The sequence below is a fragment of the Isoptericola sp. F-RaC21 genome (assembly GCF_038593535.1).
Taxonomy (GTDB): domain Bacteria; phylum Actinomycetota; class Actinomycetes; order Actinomycetales; family Cellulomonadaceae; genus Isoptericola.
Genome location: NZ_JBCFYX010000001.1, coordinates 734,060 through 747,915 on the forward strand (window position 1 = coordinate 734,060; position 13,856 = coordinate 747,915).

Annotated in this window: 15 protein-coding genes; all 15 read left to right on the plus strand. The window is 75.2% G+C overall.

Going from position 1 to position 13,856, the window contains the following annotated elements; translation table 11 throughout:
• Positions 1-39: 39 nt before the first annotated feature.
• The 15 genes from AAG589_RS03400 (at position 40) to yajC (ending at position 13,737) form a co-directional block, all read left to right on the plus strand.
• Complete coding sequence (locus AAG589_RS03400; RefSeq protein WP_430566220.1) at positions 40-1,245, plus strand: glycosyltransferase family 4 protein; 1,206 nt, start codon at positions 40-42, stop codon at positions 1,243-1,245.
• Positions 1,242-1,829: a hypothetical protein gene (locus tag AAG589_RS03405; RefSeq protein WP_430565828.1), complete on the plus strand. Its 588-nt coding sequence runs from the start codon at positions 1,242-1,244 to the stop codon at positions 1,827-1,829. The genes AAG589_RS03400 and AAG589_RS03405 overlap by 4 nt, the downstream gene beginning before the upstream one ends.
• A 69-nt stretch (positions 1,830-1,898) precedes the next feature.
• A complete protein-coding gene (pdxS, locus tag AAG589_RS03410; protein ID WP_430565829.1) occupies positions 1,899-2,819 on the plus strand; it encodes a pyridoxal 5'-phosphate synthase lyase subunit PdxS in 921 nt (306 codons plus the stop codon).
• Positions 2,820-2,911: 92 nt separating this feature from the next.
• Entirely contained in the window at positions 2,912-5,461 is a 2,550-nt protein-coding gene (hrpB, locus tag AAG589_RS03415) for an ATP-dependent helicase HrpB (protein WP_430565830.1), read from the plus strand.
• A 135-nt stretch (positions 5,462-5,596) separates the two neighbouring features.
• Positions 5,597-6,172 carry an NUDIX hydrolase gene (locus AAG589_RS03420; RefSeq protein ID WP_430565831.1) on the plus strand — a complete coding sequence of 192 codons (576 nt, stop codon included), beginning with the start codon at positions 5,597-5,599 and terminating at the stop codon, positions 6,170-6,172.
• Between the two features lie 49 nt (positions 6,173-6,221).
• On the plus strand, positions 6,222-6,821 hold the full coding sequence (locus AAG589_RS03425) for an alternate-type signal peptide domain-containing protein (RefSeq protein ID WP_430565832.1): 600 nt from the start codon (positions 6,222-6,224) through the stop codon (positions 6,819-6,821).
• An 11-nt stretch (positions 6,822-6,832) separates the two neighbouring features.
• Positions 6,833-7,528, plus strand: a complete 696-nt coding sequence (locus AAG589_RS03430; protein ID WP_430565833.1) for a signal peptidase I — start codon at positions 6,833-6,835, stop codon at positions 7,526-7,528.
• Positions 7,525-8,226 carry a hypothetical protein gene (locus AAG589_RS03435; protein ID WP_430565834.1) on the plus strand — a complete coding sequence of 234 codons (702 nt, stop codon included), beginning with the start codon at positions 7,525-7,527 and terminating at the stop codon, positions 8,224-8,226. Before AAG589_RS03430 ends, AAG589_RS03435 begins: the two co-directional genes overlap by 4 nt.
• Positions 8,219-9,106, plus strand: a complete 888-nt coding sequence (locus AAG589_RS03440) for a hypothetical protein (protein WP_430565835.1) — start codon at positions 8,219-8,221, stop codon at positions 9,104-9,106. Before AAG589_RS03435 ends, AAG589_RS03440 begins: the two co-directional genes overlap by 8 nt.
• Positions 9,107-9,149: 43 nt before the next feature.
• Positions 9,150-9,794, plus strand: a complete 645-nt coding sequence (gene pdxT, locus AAG589_RS03445; RefSeq protein WP_430565836.1) for a pyridoxal 5'-phosphate synthase glutaminase subunit PdxT — start codon at positions 9,150-9,152, stop codon at positions 9,792-9,794.
• A gap of 7 nt (positions 9,795-9,801) precedes the next feature.
• The gene (locus AAG589_RS03450) at positions 9,802-10,560 is read left to right on the plus strand and encodes a YebC/PmpR family DNA-binding transcriptional regulator (RefSeq protein WP_430565837.1); all 759 of its coding nucleotides are present in this window, start codon (positions 9,802-9,804) and stop codon (positions 10,558-10,560) included.
• 123 nt (positions 10,561-10,683) lie between these two features.
• Positions 10,684-11,274: a crossover junction endodeoxyribonuclease RuvC gene (gene ruvC, locus AAG589_RS03455; RefSeq protein ID WP_430565838.1), complete on the plus strand. Its 591-nt coding sequence runs from the start codon at positions 10,684-10,686 to the stop codon at positions 11,272-11,274.
• A gap of 141 nt (positions 11,275-11,415) precedes the next feature.
• A complete protein-coding gene (gene ruvA / locus AAG589_RS03460) occupies positions 11,416-12,042 on the plus strand; it encodes a Holliday junction branch migration protein RuvA (protein WP_430566221.1) in 627 nt (208 codons plus the stop codon).
• On the plus strand, positions 12,035-13,129 hold the full coding sequence (gene ruvB / locus AAG589_RS03465) for a Holliday junction branch migration DNA helicase RuvB (RefSeq protein ID WP_430565839.1): 1,095 nt from the start codon (positions 12,035-12,037) through the stop codon (positions 13,127-13,129). Before ruvA ends, ruvB begins: the two co-directional genes overlap by 8 nt.
• 167 nt (positions 13,130-13,296) lie before the next feature.
• Entirely contained in the window at positions 13,297-13,737 is a 441-nt protein-coding gene (yajC, locus tag AAG589_RS03470; RefSeq protein ID WP_430565840.1) for a preprotein translocase subunit YajC, read from the plus strand.
• Positions 13,738-13,856 lie beyond the last annotated feature (119 nt).

Below are 13,856 nucleotides of genomic sequence, written 5' to 3' on the forward strand. Positions count from 1 at the left end.
CACGGCGTGCCCGCCGGCGTGCCCGCGCCGTCCCGTCCGCTGCGCGTCGGGATCGTGTGCCCCTACTCGTTCGACGCGCCCGGCGGCGTGCAGTTCCACGTGCGCGACCTCGCCGGCGCGCTCCAGCGTGCCGGGCACGAGGTCTCCGTGCTGGCCCCCGCCGACGACGACACCCCGGTGCCCGACGTCGTCACCTCCGCGGGGCGCGCGATCCCTGTGCGCTACAACGGGTCCGTCGCGCGCCTGACGTTCGGCCCGCGCACCGCCGCGCGGGTGCGGCGCTGGCTCGAGGCGGGGGAGTTCGACGTCCTGCACCTGCACGAGCCGATGGTGCCCAGCCTGTCGATGCTCGCCCTGTGGCTGGCGGAGGGGCCGGTCGTGGCGACGTTCCACACCTCCCAGGAGCGCTCCCGGGCGCTGCAGGTCGCGTACCCGCTGCTGCGCCAGTCGCTCGAGAAGATCGCGGCACGCATCGCCGTCTCGGAGGACGCCCGCCGCACCCTCATCGACCACGTGGGCGGCGACGCCGTCGTCATCCCCAACGGCGTCTACGTCGACACGTTCGCCCAGGCGCCGGCGTCGGACCGCTGGCGCGGCACGCCCGAGGCGCCGACGATCGCGTTCCTCGGCCGCCTCGACGAGCCGCGCAAGGGGCTGGCGGTGCTCGCCGCCGCGGCCCCGCGGGTGCTCGAGCAGGTCCCGGGGGCGCGCTTCCTCGTGGCCGGCAAGGGCGACGACGGGCGGGACGCGGCCCTCGAGGCGCTCGGCCCGCACGCCGGGTCGTTCGAGTTCCTCGGCGGGGTCAGCGACGAGGACAAGGCGTCGCTGCTCGCCTCGGCCGACCTGTACGTCGCGCCGCAGACCGGCGGCGAGAGCTTCGGCATCGTCCTCGTCGAGGCGATGAGCGGCGGCACCGCCGTCGTGGCCAGCGACCTCGGCGCGTTCCGGCGCGTGCTCGACGACGGCGCCGCGGGCCGGCTGTTCCGCACCGGCGAGCCGGAGGACCTGGCGCGCGCGATCCTCGAGGCGCTGGGCGACGCGGCCGGCACCCGGGCGCGGCGCGAGCGGGCCACGGCGTTCGTGCGCCGGTTCGACTGGTCCGCCGTGACCTCGCAGGTGCTCGCCGTCTACGAGATGGCCCTCGCTGCGGGGGAGGCGCTGGGCACCCCGGTCGCCCCGTCCCGGACGGAGAGCGCGGTCGGCTGGCTGCGCACCCGGCGCGCCGCCGGGGGTGAGGGCGCATGACCTGGTCCGAGCTCGCCCTCCTGGTCCTGGTCGTCGCGGCGGTCGCGGTCTGGCTCGCCTGGATCTCGGCGTCGCGCCTCGACCGCCTGCACCGCAAGGTGGTCGCGTCGCGGATCGCCCTGCAGGCCCAGCTCGCCCGCCGCGCGGGCGCCGCCATCGACCTGGCCTCCTCGGGCCTGCTCGACCCGGCCGGGGCCGTGCTGGTCGCGGACGCGGCGTTCGCCGCCGTCGAGGACGCCGGGCCGCCCCCGTCGCCCGGCGCCGAGCTCGCCCTCGACGGCCTGGGCCCCGACCGCGAGCGCACCGAGAGCGAGCTGTCCGCGACGCTCCGCTCGGCGCTCGGCGACGACGAGGCGCTGCGGGAGCTGCGGTCGACCCCCGCGGGCGCCGACCTCGTCGGCCAGCTCGGCGCGGCCTGGTACCGCGCGCAGCTCGCCCGCCGGTTCCACAACGAGGCCGTCGCCCAGGCGCGCCGCGCGCGGCGCACCTGGTACGTCCGGCTGCTGCGGCTGTCCGGGCACGCGGCGCTCCCGCGCACGGTCGAGCTGGACGACCAGATGCCGGAGGGGCTCACCGGGGCCTGACGCGCGGAACTAGGATGGAGGGTGCGTGACAGCGGTCACGCGTCCACTCCGACACGAGCGAGGCCACAGTTGAGCGAGACCAGCGGCAGCGACGGCCGGATCACCGCGGGCGAGGTGGGCACCGCCCGCGTCAAGCGCGGCATGGCCGAGATGCTCAAGGGCGGCGTCATCATGGACGTCGTCACGCCCGAGCAGGCGAAGATCGCCGAGGACGCCGGCGCCGTGGCCGTCATGGCCCTCGAGCGGGTCCCCGCGGACATCCGCGCGCAGGGCGGCGTCGCCCGCATGAGCGACCCCGACATGATCGACGGCATCATCGACGCCGTCTCGATCCCCGTGATGGCGAAGGCGCGCATCGGGCACTTCGTCGAGGCCCAGGTGCTGCAGTCCCTGGGCGTCGACTACGTCGACGAGTCGGAGGTGCTGACTCCCGCCGACTACGCCAACCACATCGACAAGTGGCAGTTCACCGTGCCGTTCGTGTGCGGGGCGACCAACCTCGGCGAGGCGCTGCGCCGCATCACCGAGGGCGCGGCGATGATCCGCTCCAAGGGCGAGGCCGGCACCGGCGACGTCTCGAACGCCACCACGCACATGCGGCAGATCCGCGGCGAGATCCGCCGGCTGACCTCGCTCCCGGAGGACGAGCTGTTCGTCGCCGCCAAGGAGCTGCAGGCGCCGTACGAGCTCGTCGCCGAGGTGGCGCGCGCGGGCAAGCTGCCGGTCGTGCTGTTCACCGCGGGCGGCATCGCCACCCCGGCGGACGCCGCGATGATGATGCAGCTGGGCGCCGAGGGCGTGTTCGTCGGCTCGGGCATCTTCAAGTCCGGCGACCCCGTCGCGCGGGCCAAGGCGATCGTGCAGGCCACCACGTTCCACGACGACCCCGACGTGCTCGCCAAGGTCTCCCGCGGGCTGGGCGAGGCCATGGTCGGCATCAACGTCGAGGCGGAGCCTGCGCCTGTGCGGTTGGCCGAGCGAGGCTGGTAGGCCACAGGCGGCTCCCGGGCTTCGGCGGCTGGGGGAGCTCGCTCGCGGGTGGGCGAGAGGGTTGTCTGGTCCCGGTCGACTAGGGTCGGGGCGTGCTGCTGCCTGAACCGTCGGTGCCGGGTGCGGACCTGCCGGTCCGGGCGGTCCTGCCCGCCACGGTCGATGCGGTGCGGTCGCGCGGTACCGCGGTGCTCGTCGCGCCACCGGGGTCGGGGAAGACCTCGTTGTTGCCGCTTGCTCTGAGTGACGCGCTCGGGGGCACGATCATCGTCGCCGAGCCGCGACGGATGGCGACCCGCGCGGCCGCGGCCCGGCTGGCGATGCTGGTCGGCGAGCCGCTCGGGCAGCGCATCGGCTACGCGATGCGCGGCGAGCGGGCCGGCGGCAAAGGCCTTCGCGTCGAGGTGGTGACGACGGGGCTCCTCGTGCGACGTCTGCAGCGGGACCCGGAGCTGCCCGGTGTCACGGCGATCGTGATCGACGAGTGCCACGAGCGGCACCTGGACGCCGACCTGCTGCTCGCGCTCTGCGTCGACGTCCGGGCGAACCTCCGGGACGACCTGGCCGTCGTCGCGACCTCGGCCACGGCGGACACGGTCAGCCTGAGCCGCGCGCTCGGCGGGGACGAACCCGCCCCCGTGATCACCGCGTCTGCCGCGCTGTTCGACGTGGCGACCGAGTGGGTACCAGCACCGTTGCCCACGCCGCTGCTCCCCGGTGGTCGGGTCGACCCGCGCCTGCTGGACCACGTCGCGACCGTCGTCCGGCGCGCGATGACCGAGAACGACGGTGACATCCTCGTGTTCGTCCCGGGGGAGGCCGAGATCAGCGGCGTGACTCGCCGGCTTGCAGGTCAGAACGTGCTGCCGTTGTACGGTCGCCAGTCGAGGGCTGAGCAGGAGCGCGCGTTGGTGCCGTCCCCCGTGCGCCGGATCGTGGTGACGACCTCCGTCGCGGAGAGCTCGCTGACCGTGCCCGGGGTCCGGGTCGTGGTCGACGCGGGTCTTGCCCGGGAGCCGCGGACCGATCATTCCCGGGGTCTCGGGACGTTGGTCACCTGCCGGGTCTCGAGGTCCTCGGCGGACCAACGCGCAGGTCGCGCCGGACGGGAGGCCCCTGGCCGGGTCTATCGGTGCTGGTCCGCCACCGACCACGCGCGGCTCGACGATCATCCGGCGCCCGAGATCGCGATCGCCGATCTGGCGGCCTTCGCCCTCGACCTCGCGGCATGGGGTGCGCCTGCTGGCGCCGGTCTGAGTCTGCTCGAGGCGCCGCCCGTCGCGGCCATGACCGCGGCCACCGAGCTGCTGCGCCGCATCGATGCCCTCGACGACGGTGGCCGGATCACGGAGCGGGGCCGGCGGATGAGGGCGATCGGGGCGCATCCTCGCCTTGCTCGTGCGCTGCTGGACGGGGCGCCGAGGGTCGGCGCCGACCGGGCACGCGAGATCGTCGCGATGCTCTCGGAGGACTCGGGCCGCGGCTCCGGCGATGATCTTCCGGCCCGCTGGCGAGCCCTCCGTCGTGGTGAGGACCCCGGAGCGACGGCCCGCTGGCGCGAGGAGGTGAAGCGCCTCGGCCGAGGCGCGACGACCGGCCACCCGCCGGGCGGGCGCGCCGGGCGGGGGACGCACGGAGGGCCACACGGAGCACCGCACGGGGTGTCGGACGATCTGGCCGTGGGGATCGTGGCGGGACTGGCGTACCCGGACCGGATCGCGCGGGCCCGGGGGATCGGCTCGGCGACCTATCAGATGTCGGGTGGTACGGGTGCCGCGCTGGACCCGCAGTCGCCGCTGCGGAACACGACCTGGCTGGCGATCGCGGTCGCCGACCGGTCACCGGGTCGCCCCGACGCCCGGATTCGTTCCGCGGCGCCGATCGACGAGCAGACCGCGCGGGACGTCGCGGGCGACCTCGTCTCGACCACCGACCAGATCCGCTGGGACGACGGCCGGATCGTGACGCGGCGTGTCGAGGCGCTCGGCGCGATCGCGCTGAACGACGTCCCGCTGGCGAAGCCCGACCCGGTGCTCGTCCAGGCGGCCGTCCGCGACGGCATCCGGCGCGACGGTCTGTCCGTGCTGCGCTGGTCGGAGGCCGCGCGTGCCCTGCGCGAACGGCTCGCGTTCTGCCACGCGCATCTCGGAGCCCCGTGGCCTGCGGTCGACGACGAGTCGCTGCTCGCCGGTCTTGACGACTGGCTGGGTGCCGAGCTCGCCTCGGTGCGGGCCTCGCGCGACCTTGCCCGCATCGACGTGGCCGCGGCGCTCCGGCGTCTCCTGCCGTGGCCCGCGGCGGCCCGGTTCGACGAGCTGGCACCGGAGCGGCTCCAGGTCCCGTCGGGCTCCGCGGCCCGGCTCGCGTACGACGGCGTCGAGCCGCCGGTCCTCGCGGTGAAGCTGCAGGAGGTGTTCGGCTGGACTGCGACTCCGGCCGTCGCGGACGGTCGTGTGCCGGTCGTGCTGCACCTGCTGTCGCCGGCACGACGTCCGGTCGCGATCACGAGTGATCTCGCCTCCTTCTGGAGGCAGGGCTATCCCCGGGTCCGCGCCGACCTGCGAGGCCGCTATCCACGCCATCCGTGGCCGGAGGATCCCCTCGCCGCGCTCCCGACCAGGCACGTGAGGCCTCGCCGGTGAGCGCCGGGATCGAATCGTCGAGGTCGTGCTCGTGGCTACCATGGGCGCCATGCACGCACGTTCCCTGTCAGTCGTGAACCACGGCTTCGGCGTCGAGGCCGAGCCGGCGCCCGAGCGCCCGGCGGGGCGGGGCTGGTGACCCCCGCGCTCGGGGACGACTGGGCGGTCGGACCGGACGGGCTGCGGCAGCGGCGCGCGGCGCGCGTCATCGTGCTGGACGACGCGGACCGGGTGCTCCTGGTCCGCGGCCACGACGCAGACCAGCCCGAGCGGTCGTGGTGGTTCACCGTCGGCGGCGGCATCGACGCGGGCGAGACCGAGGTCGACGCCGCGCTGCGCGAGCTGCGCGAGGAGGCCGGGCTCGCCCTCGAACCGGGCGACCTCGTCGGCCCGGTCCTGACCCGGGACGCCTACTTCCACTTCTTCGCCGAGACGTGCCGCCAGCAGGAGGTCTTCTTCCTGGCGCGGGTCGACGGCGGCCACCGGCCCACCGACGACGGGTGGACCCCGGAGGAGCGCGACGTCCTGGACGAGATGCGCTGGCTCACCACCGCCGAGCTGCGCGCCGAGACGCGCGAGGTCTTCCCGACCACGCTGCCCGACGTCGTCGACGCCCTCGCCCGCGGGTGGGACGGCACCGTGCGCCACCTCGGCGTCCAGCACGACGACGAGCCGTCCGACCCCGAGGAGCTCGGCTCCTCGACCGGCTGACCGGCTCCCGCACGACGCGCGCCCGGGGCACCTGTTCGTTACCGTCGTCGTGAGGCACGTCACGCACATCGGGGTGCGTGGGTGCGCGGACGGCAACGACGGGGGCGTCGACGTGAACCGACTGACGAAGGCCGCGATCGCCGTGGGGGGTGCCGCCGTCCTGCTCGTCGGCGGCGCGCAGACGATCGCCTACTGGACGGCGCAGGGGACCGCCACGGGGTCCGACGTCACGGCGGGCACGCTGACCATGACGGACGGCGACTGCGGTGACTGGACCCTCGACGGGGGCGGCGCCGTGACGGACGGCATCGTGCCCGGCGACACGGTGACGTCCACCTGCACCCTGGCCCTCGGGGGTACGGGGGACCACCTGGCGCTCGGCGACATCACGGTCTCGGCACCGACGTGGGCCGAGGAGAACGCCCTCACCGGGGCGCTCGACCTGAGCCTCGCCTCGGCCACGCTGGGCGGCGAGACGCTGACCCTCCCGCTGGCCGACCCCGTCCCCGTGGGGGAGAGCGACTCGCTCGTGGTCAACCTGGAGGCGGTCTTCGACACGGCCGCCGCGAACGACACCCAGGGGCTGACCGCCGCGCTCGAGGACGTCACAGTCCAGGTCACGCAGGCGCACGTCTCCCCGACGCCCTGAGCGGGGGCGTCGTGGGCACGGCACGCCGGCGCGCGGGCGGCTCCGTGCTGCGCGCTCTCGGGCGTGCCCTCGCCTGGGTCGTCCTGCTCGCCGGCGGCGCGGCGCTGCTGCTCGTCGTGGTGGTGCCGCGGCTCGGGGGAGCGACACCGTACGGCGTGGCGACGGGCTCGATGCGCCCCGCGTTCGACGTCGGCACGCTCGTCGTGGTGCGTCCCGTCGACGTCACGGAGATCACGACCGGGCAGGTGGTCACCTACCAGCTGCGCTCCGGGGACCCCACCGTCGTGACGCACCGCGTCGTGGGCCTGGGCTCGACGGCCGACGGCGAGCGGACTCTCGTGACCCGGGGCGACGCGAACGAGGTCGCCGACCCCCGGCCCGTGCGGGCCGTGCAGGTGCGCGGGGTGCTCTGGTACGCGGTGCCCCAGCTGGGGCGGGTGATGGGTCTCGGCACGCCGGACCAGCGGCGGCTCCTGACCACCGGTGCGGCGGTCGTCCTCCTGGGGTACGCGGCCTGGCTGGTCGCGGGCGAGGTGCGCGACCGGCGCGCAGCGCGGCCGGCCGGCCCGGGCCGGGAGGGCCCTTCCGCCGGCACGACCGGCGACGAGACACCACCCTCGGCCGGGCTGGCGACGTGGTGGCCCGACGACCGGACGCCCGCCGCGGGCGCCGCTCCGCCCGACGCAGCGCGCGGAGCCGGGCCGTGACGCGCGCAGGTCGGGCTGCGGTGGAGCGGCGGAGCGACCGCGGCGGCACCGCGGGGGCGGCGCGAGGCGCGGGGCTGCTCGCCGCCACGCTCCTGCTCGCGTCGGCGGCTCCGGCGGTCGCGGAGCCGGGGGACGACGACGCCCGCGCCGTCGCGCTGAGCGTGGACGGCCGGAGCTGGTCGAGCGACCTCGACGTACCCCTGTTCCCGACCGGCGCGTGGGTGCCGGGCGAGACGCGACGGTCCGCGCTCCTGGTCCGCAACGACGGGCCGGGTCCCGCGCGCGGCGAGCTGGCGGTGGCCGTCGGCGTCGGCGCGAGCGACGCGACCGCGCTCGCTGACGCTGTCCACGTCCGCGTGCGCCCCGCCGGCGCCCCGTGGTCGTCGGGGGGCGGGGCACCGGTGAGCCTCGCCGAGTCCGAGGTGCTTCCGGTGGCGCTCGAGGTGACGCTGTCGGCGTCCGCCGGGAACGAGACGCGGGGCGCCCGGGTGCCCGTCGCCGTGGTGGTCACCCTCGCGGGGGACGCGCGTGGTCCGGGCCGGCCCGCGGAGCGGACGGGTGCCGAGGCCCGACCGGTCGGCGACCTTCCGCGGACCGGCGGCGTCTCGTTCGCGGCGGTGCTCGCCGCGGTCGGTGCCGTCGTCGTGGGCGCGATGCTGCGCGCCGTGCGGCCCCGGGGAGGGGCGCGACGTGGCTGAGGCGACCCGGGGGCGAGGGGTCCGCCGGGTCGCGGCGCTGGTCGTGGTGGCCATGGCCTGCGTGCTGACCGGGAGCGGGGCGGCCTGGGCATGGTGGCGCGCGACCGCTACCGCCGAGGCCCCCTCGAACCGGCTCGCGGCCGGGACCGTCGACGTGCAGGTCGCCGGCCTCGGGAGCGAGCTGGTGGGCCGCGGGGGCACGGTGAGCCTCCCGGCCCTGGCCCTCACGGGCGCGATGCCGGGTGCCGGCGACTCCGAGCTCGTCACGGTGCGCAACGCCGGGTCGCGGCCCGCCACCGTGACCGCGACGACGGCCCGGACGGGGACGCTCGGCACGAGCTTCGCTGCGACGGCGTCGTTCGGTGCCACGGACACCGGCAACGGCTGCAGCACGGGCGCCGGAGGCACGGCGACCGTCCCCGCGCGCGGCTCGGTGTCGCTGTGCGTCGCGGTGTCGCTGGCGACGAACGCCCCCTCGACCACCCAGGGGCAGTCGGGTGGCGTGTCCGTGGCGCTGCGGGCAGCGCTGCCCGGCACGTCGTGGGACGACACGGGGACGATGCTCAGCGGGGCGGTGGGCGCCGCGACGGTGCCCGCACCCACCCTGACGTGCGGCCTGCTCGGCATCGCCTCGGTGACCTTCAACTGGACCGCGGTGCCGTCGGCCACGCGCTACCGGTTCGGCTACGGACCCGGCGGGAACACGCCGGTGGAGGTCGCCGCCGGCACGACCATGTACCAGGTGACCGGCCAGGCGACGAACGCGACCGCCCGGGTCCGCGCCGAACGCGTCTTCTCCACCGGGACCGCGTGGAACTCGGCGTGGTCGAACACCCGGCGGTACACGATCACGCTGGGCCTGCTCGGCACCTGCTCCTGAGCCGCCAGGCGGCTCCTGTTGCTGGTCGCCCTACACTGCCTCGGTGACCACGACGATCGGTGTCCTCGCCCTGCAGGGGGACGTGCGCGAGCACGCCCACGCCCTCGAGCAGGCGGGGGCGCGTGCCGTGAGCGTGCGTCGTCCGACCGAGCTGGAGGCCGTCGAAGGGCTCGTGCTGCCCGGGGGCGAGTCGACGACGATCGACAAGCTGCTGCGGCTCTTCGAGCTGGCCGACCCGCTGCGGCGGCTGATCGGCGAGGGGCTGCCCGTGTTCGGCTCGTGCGCGGGCATGATCCTGCTGGCGGACCGTATCGAGGACGGCACGGCCGACCAGCGCACGCTGGGCGGGATGGACGTCGTGGTGCGGCGCAACGCCTTCGGCCGTCAGGTGGACTCGTTCGAGGCGGACCTGCAGGTCGCGGGCGTCTCCGACGTGCCCGGCGGGCGTCCGGTGCGCACCGCCTTCATCCGCGCGCCGTGGGTCGAGGAGGCGGGGCCGGAGGTCGAGGTGCTCGCCCGGATCCCGGACCGCTGGGCGGACGGCTCTGCGGTGGGGCCTGCCGCCGGTAAGATCGTCGCAGCACGTCAGGGACGGCTGCTCGCGACCGCGTTCCACCCGGAGATCACGGGGGACGCGCGCGTGCACGGGTTGTTCGTCCGGATCGTTCACGCATCGCGAAGGAGTTAGTTAGCGCATGTCAGGTCACTCCAAGTGGGCCACGACCAAGCACAAGAAGGCCGCGATCGACGCCAAGCGTGGCAAGCTCTTCGCGAAGCTGATCAAGAACATCGAGGTCGCGGCGCGCACGGGCGGCGGTGACCCCGCGGGCAACCCGACCCTGTTCGACGCCATCCAGAAGGCGAAGAAGTCGTCGGTCCCGAACGACAACATCGACCGTGCCCTCAAGCGCGGCTCCGGCGAGGGCGCCGACGCCGTCGACTACCAGACGATCATGTACGAGGGCTACGGCGCGAACGGCATCGCCGTCCTCGTCGAGTGCCTCACGGACAACAAGAACCGCGCCGCCTCCGAGGTGCGCCTCGCGTTCACGCGCAACGGCGGCAACCTGGCGGACCCGGGCTCGGTGTCCTACCTGTTCTCCCGCAAGGGCCTCGTCGTCGTGCCGAAGGCGGACGGCGTCACCGAGGACGACGTCATGCTCGCGGCGCTCGACGCCGGCGCCGAAGAGGTCAGCGACGAGGGCGACGTCATCGAGGTGCTCTCCGAGGCCACGGACCTGGTCGCGGTGCGCACCGCCATCCAGGAGGCGGGCATCGAGTACGACTCCGCCGACTCGATCTGGCACCCGTCCATGGAGGTCGAGGTCGACGTCGAGGGCGCGCGCAAGATCATGCGCCTCATCGACGCGCTCGAGGACAGCGACGACGTGCAGAACGTGTACGCGAACTTCGACGCCTCCGACGAGGTCATGGCGGCCCTCGACGAGGAGTGACCCTGGCACCGCTGGTCGAGCCTGTCGCGACCTCCGCGCGGTAGTGCGAACTACCTCGCGGGATCTGGAACTACCTCGGCGAATCTCGGACTACCTCGGCCCACCCCGTGAGAGGGTGACGACGTGCGCGTGCTGGGGGTGGACCCGGGGCTGACCCGGTGCGGTGTCGGGGTCGTCGACTCGTTGCCGGGTCGTCGCGCGCGGCTCGTCGACGTGGGCGTGGTGGGCAGCGACCCCGCCGAGAGCATCGACCTGCGGCTCCTGCACATCGCCACCGGGCTCGACGAGTGGCTGGACCGGCACGTGCCCGACGTCGTCGCCGTCGAACGGGTCTTCGCGCAGCACAACCTGGGCACCGTCATGGGCACGGCCCAGGTGGCCGGGCTGGCCATGGTCGCGGCCGCGCGCCGCGGCGTCCCGGTCGCGATGCACACGCCGAGCGAGGTGAAGGCCGCCGTGACGGGCTCGGGCCGGGCGGGCAAGGACCAGGTGCAGCGCATGATCGCCCGCATCCTCGGTCTGGACGACCTGCCCCGCCCCGCCGACGCCGCGGACGCGCTCGCCCTGGCGGTCACGCACCTGTGGCGCCCGGCGGGGGCCCTGCAGGGCGGTGAGCGGAACGAGCTCACGCCCGCGCAGCGCGCGTGGGCGGCGGCCGAGCAGAACGCGCGCCGGGGCAAGCACCGGGGGGCACCGTCGCGGACCGCGCGCTGAGCCCGCTCGACCGGGCGGCGCAGAGGCGGACGACGACGGCGAGCTGTCGCCCGTGTCGCGCCCGGCGGCGTCGGCGCCGGTTGTTACAGTGACGCCTCGTACGGGTGTTCGACGGACGCCCCGGCCGACGAAAGGACCATGGTGATCGCCTCCCTGACCGGCACGGTCACGCACGTGACGCTGGAGCGGGCCGTGCTCGACGTCGGAGGGGTCGGCTACCTCGTGCACGCCACCCCCGGCACGCTCGCCGGGCTGCGGGTGGGCGAGCGGGCGCAGCTGCACACCACGCTCGTCGTCCGCGAGGACTCGATGACCGTCTTCGGCTTCGCCGAAGCCGACGAGCGCGAGGTCTTCGAGACCGCCCAGTCCGTGTCCGGCGTCGGCCCCCGCATCGCCCTGGCGATGCTCGCCGTGCTGACCCCCGACGCGCTGCGCCGCGCCGTCGCGACCGAGGACCTGGCCGCGCTGCGCCGCGTGCCCGGCGTCGGGCCCAAGAGCGCGCAGCGCCTGGTGCTCGAGCTGAGCGGCAAGCTGGGCGCGCCCGCGGCGCCAGGCGCCGACGAGGCCGCCCCGGCGGCGCCGGCCGGGGCCGGCGACCCGGCGCGCGACCAGGTGGTCGAGGCGCTCGTCGGCCTGGGCTGGGCCTCGAAGGTCGCGCAGGACACGGTCGAGCGGGTGCTCGCGGACCGGTCCGACGACGACGGCCCCGTCGACGTGGCCGCCACCCTGCGGGCGGCCCTGAGATCGCTCGGCGGCCGCCGTGGCTGAGCCGCTGGACCCGGAGTACGGGGGAGAGCGCCTCGTGACCTCGTCCGCCGACGACGTCGAGCGCGCGGCCGAGGCGGCGCTGCGGCCCAAGAAGCTGGACGAGTTCGTCGGTCAGCGCGTGGTGCGCGACCAGCTCTCGCTCGTGCTCCAGGCGGCGCTGGCACGGGACGCGTCGCCCGACCACGTGCTGCTGTCCGGCCCGCCCGGGCTCGGGAAGACTACGCTCGCCATGATCATCGCGGCCGAGCTCGGCACGTCGCTGCGGGTCACGAGCGGCCCGGCGATCCAGCACGCGGGCGACCTGGCGGCGGTGCTCTCCTCGCTCGAGGAGGGCGAGGTGCTGTTCATCGACGAGATCCACCGGCTGGCCCGCCCGGCGGAGGAGCTGCTGTACGTCGCGATGGAGGACTTCCGCGTCGACGTCGTCGTCGGCAAGGGGGCGGGTGCGAGCGCGATCCCGCTGGCGCTGCCGCCGTTCACGGTCGTGGGCGCGACGACGCGGTCCGGGCTGCTGCCCGCCCCGCTGCGCGACCGCTTCGGGTTCACCGGGCACCTCGACTTCTACGACGCCGCCGAGCTGGAGCGCGTCATCACCCGGTCCGCAGGGCTGCTCGGGGTCGACATCCAGCACGCGGCCGCGCACGAGATCGCCGGCCGCTCGCGCGGCACCCCGCGCATCGCCAACCGCCTGCTGCGCCGCGTGCGCGACTGGGCGCAGGTGCGCGGCGACGGCCGGCTCGACCTCAAGGCGGCCCGCGCCGCGCTGGAGGTGTACGAGGTCGACCCGATCGGCCTCGACCGGTTGGACCGGGCCGTGCTCGACGCGGTGTGCCGCCGGTTCGGCGGTGGCCCGGTGGGCCTGAGCACGCTCGCGATGACCGTGGGCGAGGAGCCGGACACCGTCGAGACGGTGGCGGAGCCCTACCTCGTGCGCGAGGGGCTGCTGGGCCGCACGCCGCGCGGCCGGGTCGCGACGCAGGCCGCGTGGGAGCACCTCGGGCTCGAGCCGCCGGCCGGGGCGTGGGGCGCCCCGCTCACCGGGACGCTGTTCGACGGCGCCGACGGCGACGGCGGCACACCCCAGTAGACTGGGACCGCCCCCGGCCGCCGACGGCCCCGGGCCGGAACTCGACGGGTGCCGTGCTCGTTGGGGCCCGTATGCGCAGGACCCTGCGCCCGGCGCGCCGACCGGCGCGCCCCCGACGCCCGGCTGTCGGTCGACGACCGTCGGGCAGCGACAGACAAGGACGCTCCGTGGAACTCATCATCCTCTTCGTGGTCCTCGCCGGCCTCATGTTCTTCATGAGCCAGCGGACGCGCAAGCAGCAGAAGCAGCAGGCCGAGTTCCGGTCGCAGCTGGCGCCGGGCCAGGAGGTCATGACCGGTTCGGGCCTGTTCGGCACGGTCGTGGAGGTCGACGAGGCGAACGACACCGTCACCATCGAGTCGACCCCCGGGTCGCAGACCCGCTGGCTGCGCGCCGCCATCGCCAAGCGCGTCGACACGCCGGTCGAGGAGGCCGCTGACGCGACCGACGAGACCGACGTCACAACCGACTCCGCCGCGACCGGTACGATCACCTCCGGCGACGGTCACATCGACGTCCCCGACGACCTGTCGAGCCTGGACACCGCGCAGCGGGAGTACCGGGAGCAGCAGCGTCGCGACGAGGGCGAGGCCGGCACCACGAAGTGACAGCAACGCAGTGACAGCACCAGCGACATGGGACGGCGGGCGCTCGCGCCCGTCGGCCTGACGACGCGCCGGTCGGGGAGCCCGACCGGCGCCATCACGCGTCGGCCCCGAGGCGGCGC